Below are 17,857 nucleotides of genomic sequence, written 5' to 3'. Positions count from 1 at the left end.
ACAAGCGCCCGGTGGCCGGATGACGGAGATACCTTCGCAAAATCCTCCGGGCTGGAGTCCGCCTGCCGCGCCGTCTCCGCTGCACGCGGCCCGGAGACGGCGCGCGCAGCGGAGCCGAAGATTCCTCAGAAGAACAGGACGCAAGAGCAAATTCCATGGCAAAACCGATCACAGCGGTCTGGCCCGGCCGCCCGTACCCTCGCGGGGCCACGTGGGACGGGGAGGGCGTCAATTTCGCCCTTTTCTCCGAGAACGCCGAGAAGGTTGAGCTTTGCATCTTCGACGACAAGGGCCGGCGGGAGCTCCAGCGCATCGAGTTCAAGGAGCACACCGACCAGGTGTGGCACTGCTATCTCCCGGAGGCGCGACCCGGCATGCTCTACGGCTACCGGGTCCACGGCCCTTACAAGCCCGAGGCGGGCCACCGTTTCAATCCCCACAAGCTGCTGCTGGACCCTTACGCCAAGGCGATCGTGGGCGGCATCAACTGGAGCGACGCCCACTTCGGCTACCGCATCGGCCACGAACGGGAGGACCTGTCTTTCGACCGGCGCGATAGCGCGCCCGGCATGCCCAAGTGCCAGGTGGTGGATACCGCCTTTACCTGGGGTGACGACCGCCGGCCCGACATTCCCTGGCACGAGACCATCATCTACGAGCTGCACGTGAAGGGCTTCACCATGCTGCACCCGGAGGTGCCCCCCGCTCTGCGGGGCACCTACGCGGGGCTTGCCACGACCCCCGTCATCGAATACTTGAAACGTCTCGGCGTCACCACGGTGGAGCTCATGCCGGTGCACACCTTCGTGGACGATCGCCACCTGGTGCAGAAGGGCTTGCGCAACTACTGGGGCTACAATTCCATCGGCTATTTCGCTCCCGACAACCGCTATTCCGCCAGCGGTCAGGTGGCCGAGTTCAAGACCATGGTGAAGGCCCTGCACTCGGCCGGGATCGAGGTGATCCTGGACGTGGTGTACAACCACACCGCTGAAGGCAACCACTTGGGGCCCACGCTTGCCTTCCGCGGCATCGACAACGCCTCCTACTACCGGCTGGTGGCCGACAATCCCCGCTACTACATGGACTACACCGGCTGCGGCAACACGCTGAACATGCAGCATCCGCGGGTGCTCCAGCTCATCATGGACTCCCTGCGCTACTGGGTGAACGAGATGCACGTGGACGGCTTCCGCTTCGATCTCGCCTCGGCCCTCGCCCGGGAGCTGCACGAAGTAGACCGCTTGGGGGCGTTTTTCGACATCATCCGCCAGGACCCGGTGCTGTCCCAGGTCAAGCTTATCGCCGAGCCCTGGGATTTGGGCGAGGGCGGCTACCAGGTGGGCAACTTCCCGGTCGGCTGGACCGAATGGAACGACAAGTACCGGGACACCATGCGCGCCTACTGGAAGGGAGACGGGGGCCTGATCGGGGAGTTCGCCCGGCGGCTCACCGGCTCCAGCGACCTCTACGGCAAGAGTGGACGCAGCCCCCACGCCAGCATCAACTTCGTGACCGCGCACGATGGCTTCACCCTGCACGACCTCGTCACTTACAACGAGAAGCACAACGAGGCCAACCTGGAGGAGAACCGGGACGGCCACAACCACAACCTGTCGTGGAACTGCGGCGTGGAGGGCGAGACCGATGATCCCCAGGTGAACGCCCTGCGGGCGCGCCAGAAGCGCAATCTGCTCGCCACCCTGCTCCTGTCCCAGGGGGTGCCCATGCTGCTCGCCGGGGACGAGATCTGCCGCACCCAGCGGGGGAACAACAACGCCTATTGCCAGGACAACGAAATCTCCTGGGTGGACTGGAACCTGACCCAGCCGAAACGCCAACTCCTTGCCTTCGTCCAGCGGATGGTGGCCCTGCGGCGCGATCATCCGGTGTTCCGCCGACGCCACTTCTTCCAGGGACGACCCATCCATGGCACCGGGGTCAAGGACATCGTCTGGCTCAACCCCGATAGCCGAGAGATGACCGACGAGGAATGGAACCAGCACCACGCCCGTTGCTTGGGCGTCTATCTCGCGGGAGAGGGACTCACCGAGACCGACGAGCGGGGCCGCCCCATTACCGACAGCAATTTCCTCGTACTATTCAATGCCCACCACGAGGAGATCCCTTTTAGCCTGCCCCAGCTCGCCGGCGGGCCCCGCTGGCTGGTGGTGCTGGACACGGCCTACGAGGAGGGCCTCGCCTGGGATGGGGTGTACATGGCGGGCGCTTCCTATCCTCTACAGGGCCGGTCCCTTGCCCTTCTGCAACAACAGAAGGTTTCCCCATGAGACGTGCCCACTCGATGCCCTTCGGCGCCGAGGTGCAGGGGGACGGCCGCACCCGCTTCCGCCTCTGGGCGCCTTCCGCCCGGGAGGTGGATCTGGAGCTGGAAGGCGCTGGCGGACGCCTGGCCATGGCGCCCGTGGGGGAGGGATGGTTCGAACGCACTGTCCCTGCGCCCCCCGGTACCCGCTACTGGCTGCGCATCGACGGGGGCCTGGCCGTGCCCGATCCTGCGTCCCGGTTCAACCCCGACGACGTGCACGGGGCGAGCGAAGTGGTGGACCCGGGCGCCTTCGACTGGCCGGACTCGGCCTGGCGCGGGCGGCCGTGGGAAGAGGCGGTGATCTACGAGCTGCACGTGGGCACCTTCTCCCCGGAGGGGACTTTCGCGGGCGTGGAGGCACGGCTCGACCATCTCGCTGGGCTGGGGGTAACCGCCCTGGAGCTCATGCCGGTGGCGGACTTCCCGGGACGGAGAAACTGGGGCTATGACGCTGTCCTTCCCTTCGCCCCCGACGCGGCCTACGGGCGGCCGGAGGAGCTGAAGCGCCTGGTGGCGGCGGCCCACGCCCGGGGCCTCATGGTGCTGCTGGACGTGGTGTACAACCATTTCGGTCCCGAGGGCAACTACCTACACCTGTACGCGAAGCCGTTCTTCACCGAGCGCCATCAGACCCCTTGGGGCGCCGCCATCAACTTCGACGGTCCCGGCAGCCGGGTGGTGCGCGACTTCTTCATCCACAACGCCCTCTACTGGATCGAGGAATTCCACCTGGACGGGCTGCGCCTCGACGCGGTGCACGCCATCGCCGACGATTCGCGCCCCGACATCCTGGAGGAGCTGGCGGAAGCGGTGCGCCGCGGCCCGGGAAGGGAGCGCCCCGTGCACCTCATCCTGGAGAACGACAAGAACCAGGCCCGCTACCTGGTGCGCGAGCCTTCCGGCCGCCCCCGCTGGTACGACGCCCAGTGGAACGACGACGTCCACCACGCCTTCCACGTGCTGCTGACCGGGGAAAAGGACGGCTACTACGCCGACTACGGGGATAAGCCGACCTGGTACCTGGGTCGCTCCCTCGCCGAGGGTTTCGCCTACCAGGGCGAGCCTTCGCCCTACCGGCACCACAAGCCCCGAGGCGAGCCCAGCGCCGAGCTGCCGCCGGGCGCCTTCGTCACCTTCCTCCAGACCCACGACCAGGTGGGCAACCGAGCCTTCGGCGAGCGGCTGGCGGCGCTCGCGCTGGAAGCGGGCCTGCGCGCCGCAACCGCCGCCTGGCTACTCGCCCCCTCCCCGCCGATGCTTTTCATGGGGGAAGAGTTCGGTGCTGCGACGCCTTTCCTTTTCTTCTGCGATTTTGGGCCGGAGCTGGCCGAGGCGGTCACCCAGGGGCGGCGACGGGAGTTCGCCCGCTTCGTCCGCTTCGCCGACCCGGAAGCCCGGAAAAAAATCCCAGATCCCAACGCCGAGGAAACTTTCGCCCGCAGCAAGCTCGACTGGAACTGCCTGCGGCGGGCGCCCCATGATCGCTGGCTTGCCCTGTACCGGCGCCTGCTCGAGCTGCGCCGCGACTACGTCGTGCCGCGGCTTCCCGGCATGGCCGGGCGCGCGGGAAGCTTCCAGGTGCTGGCCGAGGGGGCGCTCACTGTCCGCTGGCAGCTGGGGGACGGAAGCCGTCTCGTCCTATGGCTCAATCTTGGGCCCCAGTCGGTGGCGATCGACACGCCGCCTGAGGATCGGCCCTTCTTCGCCGAGCCCCAGAGTGCCTGCACTGCGCTCTCCGCGGGTCGCCTGCCTCCCGCCAGCGCCGTCTGGTTCCTGGACGAAGGAAGGAGCCCGGCATGACCGAGCCCCACGCCCTCGAGCGCCTGTGCCAGCTCGTCGGCATCGCCGCCGAGTACACCGACATCTGGGGCAAGGTCCACCGCGTACCCGACGCGACGCGTCTCGGCCTGCTCCACGCCATGGGCGTAATCCGGGACGCAGCCGACGTGCCCGCGGCGCTCAAGGAGCGGGAGGAGCGGCCCTGGCGCAGGGGGCTCGCCCCGGCGACCGTGGTGCGGCAAGCGACACCGCCGTACGTCATCGTCTATCGCTGCGCCGAAAGCCTCGCCGCCCGCAGCCACCGCTGGACCCTCACGCTGGAAAACGGCGAGACGAAAACCGGCGAGTTTCAGCCCGGGCAGCTCGAGCAGCGCGGCCGCCGGGACGTGGACGGGATTCCTTTCGTGGAGGTCGCGTTCCAGTGGCGCGACCGGCTGCCCCTCGGCTATCACCGCTTCGCCGTTCATCCGCCAGGCACCCAGACCGCAGCGACAACGAGTCTCATCGTCGCGCCCGACCGGTGCTACTTGCCCCCCGCCCTGGAGGGAGAGGGCCGGGTGTGGGGTCCGGCGCTGCAGCTCTACGCCTTGCGCAGCGCCCGCAACTGGGGCATGGGCGACTTCACCGACCTGCGCAGCGTGGTGGAGATCGCCGGCCGCGCGGGCGCCGGCATCGTGGGCGTGAATCCCTTGCACGCCCTGTTTCCCCACAATCCCCAGCACAAGAGCCCCTACAGCCCGTCCAGCCGGCAATTCCTGAACGTGTTCTACCTGGACGTGGAGGCGGTGCCGGAGTTCGCCGAGTGCGTGAAGGCCCGGGAGCGGGTGGCCGATCCCCAGTTCCAGGCCCGGCTGCGGGCACTGCGGGCGGCGGAGCTGGTGGACTACGCCGGGGTCGCCGAGGTGAAGCTCCCGGTGCTAGAGCTTCTGTTCGCCCACTTCCAGGAGCGGCATCTGGCTACCGGCACGGCGCGAGCCAAAGCGTTCCAGCAATATCGTCAGGCCCAGGGAGAAGCCCTAGAGCGCTTCGCCGTCTATCACGCGCTCCAGGAGCACCTCCACGCTCAGGACCCGGGCATATGGGGCTGGCCGGTGTGGCCAGAGGACTACCGCGATCCTCTGGCTCCGGCGGTGCAGCGCTTCGCTCAAACCCATCGCGACCGCATCGACTATCACGCCTGGCTGCAGTGGCTGTGCGAGGAGCAGCTCGCCGCGTGTGGGAAGCGCTCCTGGGAAATGGGACTGGGCGTCGGCCTCTACCAAGATCTGGCGGTGTCCATCGATCGGGCCGGCGCCGAGGCGTGGGCGTGGCAGAGGTTGTACGCACTCGAGGTCAGCATCGGCGCGCCGCCGGATGACTTCAACCTCCACGGCCAGGACTGGGGGCTGCCGCCCCTCATCCCGGAGCGGCTGGAAGAAGCCGCCTACGCGCCCTTCATCGCCATGCTGCGTGCCAACATGCGCCACGCGGGGGCCCTGCGCATCGACCACGTGATGGGTCTCTTGCGCCTGTTCTGGGTGCCAGCGGGGAGAAAGCCCTCTGAAGGGTGCTATGTCTACTACCCGTTCCAGGAACTGCTGGGAATCCTAGCGCTGGAGAGCCAACGCAACCGTTGCCTGGTGGTGGGGGAGGATCTGGGCACGGTGCCCGACGAAGTGCACGCAGGCCTCGAGCCCCTGGGAGTGCTTTCTTACCGGCTACTCCTGTTCGAAAAGGAGAGCGACGGCGCCTTCAAGCCACCCCAGGCGTACCCGGCCCAGGCGCTGGTGGCCGTGAGCACCCATGATCTGCCGACGTTGAAGAGCCTCTGGCTCGGCCACGACCTGGATCTGCGGGCGAACTTGCACCTCTATCCCAACGAGGAGATGCGGGCCCGGCAGCTCGTGGAGCGCTCCCAGGACCGGGCGCGGCTCTTGTGGGCACTGGAGCAAGAGGGGCTGCTGCCCGCCGGGGTGAGCCACCATCCCATCTCGGCGCCCGAGATGACCCCCGAGCTCATGCTCGCCATCCACGCCTACCTAGCGCGCAGCCCGGCCAAGATCATGATGATCCAGATGGAGGACGTGCTGGGCCAGCTCGAGCAGGTGAACCTTCCGGGAACCACCGACCAGCATCCCAACTGGCAGCGCAAGCTTCCCTTAAACCTGGAGGAGTGGGGCACCGACCCACGTTTCACCGCTCTAGCGGAGACCCTCAAGCGCAGCCGCGGAGCGGGCGTTCACCCCAAAGAGGAAGCGGCCGCCCCGGGGCGTCCCGAGGCCACCCCCATCATTCCCCGGGCAACTTACCGCCTGCAATTAAATCGGGCCTTCACCTTCACCCGCGCCGCCGAGCTGGTGCCCTACCTCGCCCAGCTTGGCATCTCCCACGTCTACTGCTCCCCCTATCTCAAGGCCCGCCCCGGAAGTCTCCACGGCTACGACATCATCGACCACACAGCCCTCAACCCCGAGATCGGCTCCGAGGCAGACTTCGAGCACTTCGTCGCTATCTTGAAGGCTCACGGCATGGGCCAGATCCTGGACCTGGTTCCCAACCACATGGGGGTGCTGGGGGCGGACAACGCCTACTGGCTCGACGTGCTGGAGAACGGCCCGGCCTCGGTCCACGCCGGCGTATTCGACATCGACTGGGAGCCGGTCAAGGACGAGATCCAGGGCAAGGTGCTGGTGCCGGTGCTGGGGGATCAATACGGGATCATCCTGGAGCGGGGCGAGCTGAAGCTCGCCTTCGACGCCCAGCGGGGAGAATTCAGCGTCTGGTACTACGAGCACCGCTTCCCCATAGACCCCCGGGAGTATCCCCGCATCTTGCTCGCCGCCATCGAGCGGCTGGACGCCCGCCTGGGTCCGGACGATCCCAACGCCTTGGAGTTTAAAAGCCTCGCCACCGCTTTTCAGAATCTTCCAGGGCGCGGCGAGACCGACCCCGTCAGGCTCGCGGAGCGCCACCGGGACAAGGAGATCCACAAGCGCCACTTGGGGGAGCTCGTGCGCCGCTCGCCCGACATTGCCTGGTACCTCGACGAGGTGGTGAGGGAGCTGAACGGCACGCCGGGGGATCCCTTGTCCTTCGACGCCTTGCATCTCCTGCTGGAGGCCCAGGCCTACCGGCTCGCCTACTGGCGGGTCGCCTCCGACGAGATCAACTACCGGCGCTTCTTCGATATCAACGATCTGGCCGCGTTGCGCATGGAAAACCCGGAGGTGTTCGAGTTCACCCACCGCCGGGTGCTGGAGTTCCTCAACGCCGGCAAGGTGGATGCTCTGCGCATCGACCATCCCGACGGCCTCTTCGACCCGGCGGAATACTTCCGGCGACTGCAGTACCGCCGTGCCCAAGTGCCGCCGCCGTCGGCGGAGCCGGAAGGCCAGCCACCCTTCCGCTCCACCTACGTGGTGGTGGAAAAGATCCTGGAGGGCGACGAGCGCCTGCCGGAAGACTGGCCCGTGCACGGTACCACGGGATACGACTTCATGAACCTGGTGGGGGGCCTCCTCCTCGATCCCGCTGCCGGGCCGCGGCTGGAGCGTTTCTACCGCGCCTTTACCCGGGAGGCGGATTCCTTCGACGAAATCCTCTACCAGGCGAAGCGCCTCATCATGCGCACCTCCCTAGCGGGCGAGCTTAACGTGCTGGCCACCCAATTGAACCGCATTTCCGAGGGAGACCGCCACACCTGCGACTTCACGCTGAACAATCTGCGCTACGCGCTGCGGGAGATCGTGGCCTGCTTCCCCGTGTACCGGACGTACATCGCCCACGGGGCCGCCCGCGAGGACGACCGGCGCACCATCCACCAGGCGGTAGAAGCCGCCAAGCGCCGCTCGCGCGCCGGCGACGTGAGCGTGTTCGACTTCGTGCGCGATGTCATGCTCACCGCCGTCGCCGAGGGCAAGGGCGACGCCTACCGCCGGCAGGTGATGACCTTCGCCATGAAGCTGCAGCAGTACACCGCGCCCGTGACCGCCAAGGGCATGGAGGACACGAGCTTCTATCTCTACAACCGGCTCATCTCCCTGAACGAGGTAGGCGGCGATCCGCGCCGTTTCGGGGTGACGCCCCTCGCCTTCCACCGGGCCAACCGGGAGCGGCAGAAGAGCTGGCCCCATACCCTGCTCGCCACCTCCACCCACGACAACAAGCGCTCGGAAGACGTGCGGGCGCGGCTCCACGTCCTGTCGGAGATTCCCGACGAGTGGCGCGCCAAGGTCCTGCGCTGGCACCGGATCAACCGCCCCCACAAGCGCAAGCTGGAAACGTTACGGGCGCCAAGCCTGAACGACGAGTACTTCTTCTACCAGACTCTGCTGGGGGCCTGGCCCCTGGAGCCGCTGGACCAGGCGGGCCTCGCCGCTTTCCGGGAGCGCATCGCAAGCGCCATGCTCAAGGCCATCCGGGAGGCCAAGGCCTACACCTCCTGGATCAACCCGGACCCGGTGTACGAAGAGGCCATGCTCGGCTTCATTGACGCCTTGCTGGCGCCGGACGCCGATAACCCTTTCCTCGCCGAATTCCTTCCTTTCCAGCGCAAGGTGGCGCGGCTGGGGCTGCTGAACAGCCTCACCCAGGTGCTGCTCAAGCTCACCGTGCCCGGCGTTCCCGACCTCTACCAGGGCAACGAGCTGTGGGACTTCAGCCTGGTGGACCCGGACAACCGCCGGCCGGTGGATTACGAGCATCGCGCCCGGTTGTTGGCCCAGCTTCGTCAGGCCGCCTCGGGCGACCCTTCTGCCCTCGCCGACTACGTAGCCGAGCTCTACGAAGGCATCGAGGACGGCCGGCTCAAACTCTATTTCACTTGGAAGCTCCTCACCTTGCGCGCTGAGCGAGACGAGCTTTTTCGCTGCGGCGAATACCTGCCCCTGCGGATCATGGGTCCCCGCGCCGACCATGTGATCGCCTACGCGCGCAGTCATGGCAACGCCTCCGTGGCCGTGGCGGTTACCCGTTGGTTCGCCAAGCTGAACGCGGTGACGGTGAAGCCTGTGGGGGACCTCTGGACCGGCACGGCGGTGGAAACGCCGGCGCCGGGGGAATGGTTCAACGTGCTCACCGGGGAGCGCATCACCGCCACCGACGGATCGGGGACGGCGTCCGTGCCGGCCGCCGAGCTCTTCAGGACGATCCCCTGGGCGGTGCTGGTTCCCGGGTAGCCTTCGCGGGGACCGTCAAAGCCGAAGAAGCCGGCCTCTCCATGAGCGAATATGTACGCCGGGCAGCCGGCTCGTTCCGCCCGTCCGGCGACGGGCACTAGAGGGCATGATCGGGGCAAATGATCCAGACCACCAGGCGAAAGAACCGCGCCGTTGACGAGGCCTGGTCTTCGTCGAAGCGTCCACCCGGCGCATCGCCTCTCTGGAAGAGCAACGGCGTCTGACCTCTCCCGACGAGCAGGGCGCGCTTCAGCGCACCACAGCGAGGGAACTCCGACAAATCGGTGCGCTTCGCCTGCCTGCCGCAACCTGTGCGGCGCCCTCTAGACACCCTACACCCTCCCCTTCCACGGCGCCAGCACCCGCTCAAGGTAGCGCATCAACAGGTCGAAGGCGATGGCGAAGAACCCGATCACGATGATACCCATGATGACCACGTCGCTCGCCAGGAACTCGGCGGCGTTGAGCACCATGAATCCCAGGCCGCGGGTCGAGGCCACCATTTCGGCCGCCACCAGGGTGGTCCAGCCCACGCCGATGCCGATGCGCATACCGGTGAAGATCTCCGGCAAAGCAGCCTTGAGGATCACGAAGCGGATGACCTGGAGCCGGGTCGCCCCCATCGAATAGGCGGCGTGGATCTGCTCGATGGACACCGAGCGCACCCCGGCCCGGGCGGCGATGGCCATGGGGGCGAAGATCGCCAGGTAGATGAGGAACACCTTGGAGAATTCGCCGATACCGAACCAGATCACCACCAGCGGTAGATACGCTAGGGGCGGCAGGGGCCGGTAGAACTCGATGGGCGGGTCGAAGATCCCCCGCACCACCCGGTTCACCCCCATGAGCACGCCGATGGGGATGGCGGTCACGCAGGCGAGCAGGAACGCGCCGAACACACGGGACAGGCTGGTGATCGTGTGCTCCAGTAGGGTCGAGTTGGCGAAGCCTTCCGTCGCCACCACGATGAACTTCTGGAACACAGCCTGGGGTGAAGGTAGGAACAGGGGCTTGACCCATCCCAGGTTGGTGACCACGACCCACAACGTTACCAGAGTCACAACAGTGGCGACGTTGATCGCCGTGCTGCTGCCCTGGCCGGGCGCCCCGTAGGCGTCGCCCGGCTTCACCGCGCCGGCGCCGAACCAGCGGGTCAGCAACGCGTGCAGTCTCGTCTCCTCGGTCTTCATCGGCCTCGGGATGCTAACGGCGCCCTGCTGCTTGGACGCCGTCCTCCGCGTCGAGAATAAAAAAACGCTCCTAGGCATGGACCACCTCCCGAGCGCTCTCTCCCGCCCTTTCGTCGCCGTAGATGATGGAAAGCACTTCCTCGCGCACCTGGATGAAGTCGGGGCTCGACTTGATGGCCCGGGCGTTGCGGCACTCCAGGAACCTCCGGTTGAAGTCCAGCTCGTAGGTGTGGGTGATGCGGCCCGGCCGCGGCGACATCACGACCAGGCGACTGCCGAGGAACAGGGCCTCCTCCACGCTATGGGTGATGAAGAACACCATCTTCTTCGTTCTTTGCCACACGTCGAGGAGCAGCTCCTGGATGGTCTCCCGCGTGAGGGCGTCCAACGCCGCCATCGGCTCGTCCATGAGCAGCATGGAGGGATTGCAGGTGAGAGCTCGGGCGATGCCTACCCGCTGCTGCATGCCGCCCGAGAGCTGGTAGATCATATGGCGGTGAAAGTCCTGCAGCCCCACCAGGGCCAGGTTCTTCGCCGCGACTTCCCGCCGCTCCCGCTTGGGCACACCCTGGAGCTTGAGGCCGAACTCCGTGTTCTCGATGACGTTGAGCCAGGGCAGGAGGGCGTGCTTCTGGAACACGACGCCGCGGTCGGACCCGGGTCCCGTGATGCGGCGTCCGCCCAAAAGCAACTCGCCGCTCGAGGGCGAGATGAATCCCGCCATCAGGTTGAGCAGCGTCGTCTTGCCGCACCCTGACGCGCCTAGCGCCACGACGAAGTCGCCGCTCTCGATGGAGAGGTTGATGTTGTCCAGGGCATGCACCTCCTCTCCGCGGCGCCGCCCGGGATAGACGACGCTCACGCCCTTGATATGTAGGCTTTCCATCTCGATTTCCTCCTCCATGTTGCCCGCCTTGGCGGGATCCTTTTCTCTGCGGCGCCGCCGGGCCGAGCCAACCCGGCGACCCCAGGAGAGCGGACGGTTACGGCCTCATGGCCGCCTCGGCGTACTTCGAGGTGACGAATCTGCCATAATCCTGCGCCAGGCTGTCGATGCTCTTCTGCGCCTTCAGGAACTCGGCGGTGGCCTTGAGGGCCCGCACGGCCCCGCCATTCTGGCCGCCCCCCAGCCAGGCGGCCGACGCCTGCTCCTCCACGGTCGGGAAACGGTAGAGTTTGACGGCCTCCGCCACGTCCTTGGACTCGCCGCCCACGAGCTTCACCATGGCCTTCACCTCCGGCGAATCCGCCGTCCAGCGCTTGCCCTCCCCGGCATAAGCGGCGTAGAGGTCGGCCAGCGTCTGGGTGAACTTAACCATGAAGTCCTGGTTCGCCTCCGCCCACTTGCGGTTGGCAGCGATGCCGTCAAAGGTCGCCTTGCCCTTCTTGGAAAGCTCACCCGAAGTGATCAACACCTTACCGCTCTGCTTGATGCGGGAGAGCGCCGGGTCCCACACGTAGGCCGCGTCGATGTCGCCCCGCTCCCAGGCGGCGGCGATCTGGTTGGGCTGCATGTTGAGCAGCCGCACTTCGGTGGGCTTGATGCCCCAGACCTCGAGGGCGAACATGGTATGGAAATGGGCGGTGGAAACGAACGGCACGGCGATCTTCTTGCTTTTAAGATCCTGCGGACCGTTGATGCCGGAGCCGTTGCGCACCACCAGGGCTTCCGCCTCGTTGATGTCATCCAGGATCCAGAAGAGCTGCAGGTCCACGCCTCGGCTCACCGCTGCTGCCAGAGGGCTCGAGCCGATCACGCCCACCTGCACGTCGCCTGAGGCCATGGCGGTCGCCACCTTGGCCCCCGAATCGAACTGCCGCCAGCGGATCTTGTAGCCGGTCGCCTTCTCGAAGCGGCCGTCGGCGATCCCCACCAACAGCGGACCGACGATCAACTGGTAGGCGACGGTGACTTCGCTCTGCTGGGCCCATGAGCCGCCGGAACCGGCCATCAGCCCAACCGCCAGCCCCACCCCTAAAGCGTTGCATACCCAGGTCTTGATGCGTTTCATCCCACGTCCTCCTCGCAAGAAAAGTCGTTTTGGCTAACGTACTGCTGCAAAAACCGCGGGCCGATCGCCTCTACCCGCAGGCGGAGAGCACGCTCCGCAGAATCTGGCACATCTCCTCGATATGGTGCCGCTGCGCGACGAGCGCCGGCGCCAGGATCGCGGCATCGCCGGTCGTCTTGATGTGCAGCCCGGCGTCGAACAACCGCTTCTGGATCTCGTAGCCGCGCCGCCCTGGAACCGCGTCCTTCGCGAACTCGATGCCGGCGATCATCCCGTAGCCCCGGATGTCGGTGATTACCGGCAGATCCCCCAGGGCGAACACCGCTTCGAGGAAGCAGGACGACAGGGCAGCGCCGCGTTCGAACAGCGCTTCCTTCTCGTAGACATCCAGCGCGGCCAGGGCGGCGGCGCAGGCCGCCGGATGGGCGGAAGTGGTATACCCGTGGGCGAGCTCGATCGCCTCTGGCGCTGCCGCGCTCAAGATGGTCTCGTAGATGTCCCTTCTCACCGCCACTGCCCCCATGGGCTGGGCGCCGTTGGTGATCCCCTTGGCCATGGTAATTAAGTCCGGGGTGACCCCGAAGCTCTGGGCGGCAAAAGCGGGGCCGGTGCGACCGAAACCGCAGATCACTTCGTCGAACACCAGCAGAATCCCGCTTTCATCGCAGATCTGGCGCAGGCGCTCCAAGTAGCCCTTGGGGGGGACCAGCACGCCCGTGGAGCCGGCGATGGGCTCGACGAAGCAGGCGGCAATGTTCTCGGCACCGTACAGGTCCACGAAGCGCTGCAGGTCTTCCGCCAGCTCGGCACCGGAACCGGGCTGTCCCTGAGTGAACCGGTTCTCCGGCAGCCAGGTGTGGCGCATGTGGGCGACGCCGACGGCGGGGCCGCCGAAGCCGCGGCGGTTCTGCACCATGCCCGACAGGGCCAGGCCGCCGAGATTGACCCCGTGGTACGCCCGCTCCCGGGACACGAACAAGGTCCGGCTTGCCTCGCGGCGCGCGCGGTGGTAGGCAAGGCAGATCTTCATGGCGGTATCCACCGCCTCCGAGCCGGAATTGACAAAGAAGATCCGGTCGAGCCCGGACGGGGTGAGGGCCGCCAGGCGCTCGGCCAGCTCGAAGGCGCCGGGGTGCCCCCGCAGGAAGCTCGGGACATAGTCGAGTTCCAGCAATTGGCGCTTGACCGCCTCGGCGATCTCCGGCCGGCCGTGGCCCGCTGGAGAGGTGAAGAGGCCCGAAGACCCGTCCAGGATGCGCCGCCCGCGATCGTCCCAGTAGTACATGCCCTCGGCGCGGGCGATAATTCGCGGCTCGGCCCGGAAGTCCCGGTTCGGCGTGAAGGGCAGCCAATGGTGCTCTAGTCGGAGTGGCCGCTCGTTCCCGGATTTCTTGTCTGATCGGACTATCCTGGCACTTGACCGCATGGATGCAGCGCTACCCTGGCATGGGGCCCCAGCCTGGAACCGGCTGGAGCGTGACGCCATATTGCATGCCCGTGGGAAGGCTGGTTAGAACCAGTTGGCGGGAATCAATGGGGCCAAGGGGATGCCCGTGCCGGAGGCTAGCGCACGTTTTCATTCCCCTGGTTTCGCCGTACATTAAGGTATTAGGTGATAAGGCGTATCGGCCGGAGGCGCTGAAATGGCGGGCAGGCTCAGGACGCTGATGTGGGACCGGCTGTTCCAGCGCTCCGCCCAGGGCGGCATGAGCCTGCAGGGGCAGATCCGGCAAATGCTGGTCTCCGCCATTCTCGACGGCCAGATCCCGGTGGGGGTACCCCTGCCCTCCAGCCGCGAGCTGGCTGAGCAGCTCGGCGTTGCGCGCAACACCGTGGTGCTCGCCTACCAGCAGCTCATCGACGAGGGTTACCTCATCTCCCGGGAGCGCAGCGGCCACTTCGTCAATCCCGACATCCTGGGGCGCAAAGCGTCCCCCCGCGGCAGCGCGACAGGGAGCGGGCCGGCTCCCCAGTGGACGGAGCGATTCCGCTTCCAGCCCTCCCGGCAGCGCAACATCGTGAAACCGGCGGACTGGCAGAAGTTTCCCTATCCGTTCATCTATGGCCAGTTCGATCCGTCGCTCTTTCCCACCGCCGAGTGGCGGGAGTGTTGCATGAAGGAGCTGTCGGTCATGGAGATCCGCGATTGGGCCCCGGACCTCATCGCCCGGGACGATCCTTCCCTCATCCAGCAGATCCGCACCCGGGTGCTGCCCCGGCGCGGGGTGTGGGCGTCGGAGGAAGAGATCGTGGTCACCGTGGGCGCCCAGCAGGCGCTTTATCTCCTGGCCGACCTGCTGGTCACCGACCGGACGGTGGTCGGCATGGAGGATCCGGGCTATCCCGACGCGCGCAACATCTTCGCGAGCCGCACGTTCCAGGTGATCGGCTTGCCGGTGGACGAGCAGGGGCTCCCCATGAGCGAGGCTCTCGACCGGTGCGACTACGTGTACGTGACGCCCAGCCACCAATGCCCCACCACGGTCACCCTACCCCTCGAGCGGCGGGAAGCTCTCCTCAAACGGGCGGAAGAAGCCGATTTCGTCCTGATCGAGGACGACTACGAGTGCGAGTACGGCTTTTCCAAGGAGCCGACCCCGGCGCTCAAAAGCCTCGACCGCAGCGACCGGGTGATCTACATCGGCAGCCTCTCGAAGACCTTCGCGCCGGGCTTGCGTCTGGGGTACATCGTTGGGCCCGAGGCCTTGATCCGGGAAGTGCGGGCCCTGCGCCGGCTCATGCTGCGCCACCCTTCCGCGTTCATCCAGCGCTCCTTCGCGCTGTTTCTCGCCCTCGGCCACCACGACGCCCTGCTGCGGCGCCTGTCCTACGCCTATCGGGAGCGGGCCCAAGTGCTGGCCGAGGCCATCGACCGCTATTTGCCCCAAGTGGCCCATGTCCCCGTCACCGGCGGCGCTTCCTGCTGGGTCAGGGGACCGGACTGGCTGGACGCCCGCGAGCTGGCAAGAGCGGCGGCCGCCCGGGGCGTGCTGATCGAGCCGGGGGACATATTTTTCATGGCGGAGGATCCGCCTCGTCATCATTTCCGCCTCGGCTTCTCTTCCATCCCCGTGGACAAAATCGAGCCCGGCATCCGGCGCCTCGTCGAGGCGCTGGACGAACAGGCCAGCTCCCGCAGTATCCGGATAAGCAAGGCGCCTTAGCCCGGGCGTTCTCCGCCCGCTTGAAGATCCCTTTTCGGCGCCTCGCCACCGCGCCGCCCGCTGGCCCAAGCGAATTCCGCCAACTGGCGCTACCGTCTGACCGCTCACTCTCCTAAGGTGATCGCCGTGCCGAGGGGTTTCCAAATCCCGCGGGTGGAAGCACCTGCCGGAACGACAGGACAACTGCCGAAGGAGAAAGAAAGCATGAGCAAGCAAACACACAGCGTGACGACCGAAACCCTGCAAGCCTTCGCCGAGGCTTGGAACCGCCACGACATCGACGCCCTCATGACCTTCATGACCGACGACTGTGTGTTCGAGACCGCGGCCGGACCGGATGCCTGGGGCACCCGGTACGAAGGCCGCGAAGCGGTGCGCGCTGCCTTCGCCCAGGTGTGGGCCCTCTTTCCCGACGCCCGCTGGAGGAATGGACGCCATTTTGTCTGCGGCGATCGAGGCGTGTCCGAATGGACGTTCACCGGCACTCGGGCCGACGGTATCCGCATCGAGGCGAACGGCGTGGACCTCTTCACCTTCCGGGGCGGGAAGATCGCCGTCAAGAACGCCTTCCGCAAGGATCGTCCGCCGGTCAAGGGGCCTTCCCGCTGACCGCGTCACGAAGCTACCCAAGGACCCACGAGAATGAGAGGTGTTGCCATGGATCAGAGCGACTTCCCACGGGCGCCGGCGACGTACGATCCGACCTTCGATCCGCTGGCCGCGGACACTCCGGCGTGCGGCCAGGCGTACCCGCCCACCTACTGGGCCGCCACCGCCGGCACGCCTCCGCCCGACGACGGACCCATCACCCAAGACGTGGACGTGGACGTGGCCGTCATCGGGGCCGGCTTCACGGGGCTCGCCACCGCCATCTTCCTTGCCCGGGAGCATGGCATCAAGTCCACCGTCCTGGAAGCCAACCGAGCCGCCTGGGGCTGCAGCGGCCGCAACGGCGGCCAGGCCCAGAACGCCAGCGGACGCCTGTACCGTTCCCAGTGGCTCCAGCGCTGGGGCAAGGACACGGCCCTGCGCCTGCACGCCGAGATCCGAGACGGCTTCGAAACGTTTAAGTCTCTCATCCAGGACATCGACTGTGATCCTCAGCCGGGCGGCCATTTATGGATCGCCCACCGCCCCCACGTCATGAAGAAGCTCGAGGCGGAGGCGCGGGTGATGAAAGACGTGTTCGCCTACGAGGCCGAGATCCTGGACGCGGCGACCCTGCGCCGCCGCTACGTGAACGACGCCGAAGCCGCGGGTGCGATGCACGAGCCCGACGGCATCGGGGTGCACCCGATGAAGCTGGCATTCGGCTATCTCAGACTCGCGCGCCAGCTCGGCGCCACCGTGCATCCCGTCAGTCCCGTCGTCGAATGGGAGACGAAAAACGGCGTCCATCACCTCAAGACGCCGGGGGGCACCGTCCGGGCGCGCGCGGTGGGCGTCGCCACGGGCGGCTACACCATGCAGACGCTGCACCCGCTGCTCAAGAATCGCGTCTTCCCGGTGCTCTCGAATTCCATGGTGACCCGCCCGCTCACGCCCCAGGAAATCGATGCGTGCAACTGGCGCACCACCGAGGTGCTCACCGATACGCGCACGCTCCGCTTCTACTACCGCCGGCTGCCGGACAACCGCGTGCAGATCGGCAGCCGCAGCGCTATCACGGGGCGGGACGCCCCTCACCCGAAGCACTTTCAGCTCCTGGTGGATGGCTTGCACCGCAAGTTTCCTGCGCTGAAGGGCATCGAGGTCGAGTATTCGTGGTGGGGCTGGGTGGACATCAGCCACGACATGATGCCGCGCATCGTCCAGCCGGATCCGAGGCAGACGATCTATTACGCGCTCGGCTACGGCGGGAACGGCGTCTCCTTCTCCGCCCAGGCCGGTCGGCGGATGGCCCAATGGATCGCGGGCAAGGGGCGCGGGCTCGACCTGCCCATCTACAACTCCCCCTTGCCGGGCCACGCGTTCGCGCCGTTTCGCCGGCTTGGCCAGTGGCTGCTGTATCGGTGGTATTTCCTGCGCGACGAATATCTTCTGTGATCCGTACCGGTCAACCCAACTGAAGGAAGAACGATGGCAACCAATCCCAAGCTAATGGAAGAGCCCCGGGGCAGCGCGCTGGTGGGCGTGGGTCCGGTGCGGATGACTCCGAGCGAAGCGTTCGTGGAGACCTTGGTGGCGCACGGGGTGAAGGAGGTCTTTGGGATCGTGGGTTCGGCGC

The 17,857-nt window shown here is 66.6% G+C and carries 10 protein-coding genes; 6 read left to right on the top strand and 4 right to left on the bottom strand.

The annotated features are described in order from the left end of the window. Nucleotides 1-155 precede the first annotated feature (155 nt). From glgX to ACUVYZ_RS13425, 3 genes are read left to right on the top strand one after another with little or no spacing between them, the layout of a single operon-like run. Nucleotides 156-2,291 carry a glycogen debranching protein GlgX gene (gene glgX, locus ACUVYZ_RS13435; RefSeq protein ID WP_439935011.1) on the top strand — a complete coding sequence of 712 codons (2,136 nt, stop codon included), beginning with the start codon at nt 156-158 and terminating at the stop codon, nt 2,289-2,291. After that, entirely contained in the window at nt 2,288-4,129 is a 1,842-nt protein-coding gene (gene treZ, locus ACUVYZ_RS13430) for a malto-oligosyltrehalose trehalohydrolase (RefSeq protein WP_439935012.1), read from the top strand. Before glgX ends, treZ begins: the two co-directional genes overlap by 4 nt. After that, a complete protein-coding gene (locus ACUVYZ_RS13425) occupies nt 4,126-9,264 on the top strand; it encodes a malto-oligosyltrehalose synthase (RefSeq protein WP_439935013.1) in 5,139 nt (1,712 codons plus the stop codon). The genes treZ and ACUVYZ_RS13425 overlap by 4 nt, the downstream gene beginning before the upstream one ends. A gap of 332 nt (nt 9,265-9,596) precedes the next feature. Here ACUVYZ_RS13425 and ACUVYZ_RS13420 read toward each other — a convergent pair whose 3' ends face one another. The 4 genes from ACUVYZ_RS13420 to ACUVYZ_RS13405 all read right to left on the bottom strand — a co-directional run bounded on the left by ACUVYZ_RS13420 (nt 9,597) and on the right by ACUVYZ_RS13405 (nt 13,892). Continuing rightward, a complete protein-coding gene (locus ACUVYZ_RS13420; RefSeq protein ID WP_439935014.1) occupies nt 9,597-10,454 on the bottom strand; it encodes an ABC transporter permease subunit in 858 nt (285 codons plus the stop codon). Between the two features lie 70 nt (nt 10,455-10,524). Further along, nucleotides 10,525-11,340 carry a taurine ABC transporter ATP-binding protein gene (locus ACUVYZ_RS13415; RefSeq protein WP_439935022.1) on the bottom strand — a complete coding sequence of 272 codons (816 nt, stop codon included), beginning with the start codon at nt 11,338-11,340 and terminating at the stop codon, nt 10,525-10,527. Nucleotides 11,341-11,437: 97 nt separating this feature from the next. Then, nucleotides 11,438-12,466: a taurine ABC transporter substrate-binding protein gene (tauA, locus tag ACUVYZ_RS13410; protein WP_439935015.1), complete on the bottom strand. Its 1,029-nt coding sequence runs from the start codon at nt 12,464-12,466 to the stop codon at nt 11,438-11,440. A 70-nt stretch (nt 12,467-12,536) separates the two neighbouring features. Then, a complete protein-coding gene (locus tag ACUVYZ_RS13405) occupies nt 12,537-13,892 on the bottom strand; it encodes an aminotransferase class III-fold pyridoxal phosphate-dependent enzyme (RefSeq protein WP_439935016.1) in 1,356 nt (451 codons plus the stop codon). A 217-nt stretch (nt 13,893-14,109) separates the two neighbouring features. Between ACUVYZ_RS13405 and pdxR the strand changes: the two genes are divergently transcribed. The 3 genes from pdxR to ACUVYZ_RS13390 all read left to right on the top strand — a co-directional run bounded on the left by pdxR (nt 14,110) and on the right by ACUVYZ_RS13390 (nt 17,676). Further along, on the top strand, nt 14,110-15,630 hold the full coding sequence (gene pdxR / locus ACUVYZ_RS13400) for a MocR-like pyridoxine biosynthesis transcription factor PdxR (protein WP_439935017.1): 1,521 nt from the start codon (nt 14,110-14,112) through the stop codon (nt 15,628-15,630). 204 nt (nt 15,631-15,834) lie between these two features. Next, nucleotides 15,835-16,239, top strand: coding sequence for a nuclear transport factor 2 family protein (locus ACUVYZ_RS13395; protein ID WP_439935018.1), 405 nt, complete (start codon nt 15,835-15,837; stop codon nt 16,237-16,239). A gap of 48 nt (nt 16,240-16,287) precedes the next feature. Further along, a complete protein-coding gene (locus ACUVYZ_RS13390) occupies nt 16,288-17,676 on the top strand; it encodes an NAD(P)/FAD-dependent oxidoreductase (protein ID WP_439935019.1) in 1,389 nt (462 codons plus the stop codon). Nucleotides 17,677-17,857 lie beyond the last annotated feature (181 nt).

Source organism: Pelomicrobium sp. P1 (assembly GCF_052805615.1).
This window is presented reverse-complemented; position numbering and strand designations above follow the sequence as displayed.

Excerpts from the sequence above, each read along its gene's own strand:
- glgX (WP_439935011.1), top strand. The coding sequence starts at position 156 with ATGGCAAAACCGATCACAGCGGTCTGGCCCGGCCGCCCGTACCCTCGC.
- treZ (WP_439935012.1), top strand. The coding sequence starts at position 2,288 with ATGAGACGTGCCCACTCGATGCCCTTCGGCGCCGAGGTGCAGGGGGAC.
- ACUVYZ_RS13425 (WP_439935013.1), top strand. The coding sequence starts at position 4,126 with ATGACCGAGCCCCACGCCCTCGAGCGCCTGTGCCAGCTCGTCGGCATC.
- ACUVYZ_RS13420 (WP_439935014.1), bottom strand. The coding sequence starts at position 10,454 with ATGAAGACCGAGGAGACGAGACTGCACGCGTTGCTGACCCGCTGGTTC.
- ACUVYZ_RS13415 (WP_439935022.1), bottom strand. The coding sequence starts at position 11,340 with ATGGAAAGCCTACATATCAAGGGCGTGAGCGTCGTCTATCCCGGGCGG.
- tauA (WP_439935015.1), bottom strand. The coding sequence starts at position 12,466 with ATGAAACGCATCAAGACCTGGGTATGCAACGCTTTAGGGGTGGGGCTG.
- ACUVYZ_RS13405 (WP_439935016.1), bottom strand. The coding sequence starts at position 13,892 with ATGCGGTCAAGTGCCAGGATAGTCCGATCAGACAAGAAATCCGGGAAC.
- pdxR (WP_439935017.1), top strand. The coding sequence starts at position 14,110 with ATGGCGGGCAGGCTCAGGACGCTGATGTGGGACCGGCTGTTCCAGCGC.
- ACUVYZ_RS13395 (WP_439935018.1), top strand. The coding sequence starts at position 15,835 with ATGAGCAAGCAAACACACAGCGTGACGACCGAAACCCTGCAAGCCTTC.
- ACUVYZ_RS13390 (WP_439935019.1), top strand. The coding sequence starts at position 16,288 with ATGGATCAGAGCGACTTCCCACGGGCGCCGGCGACGTACGATCCGACC.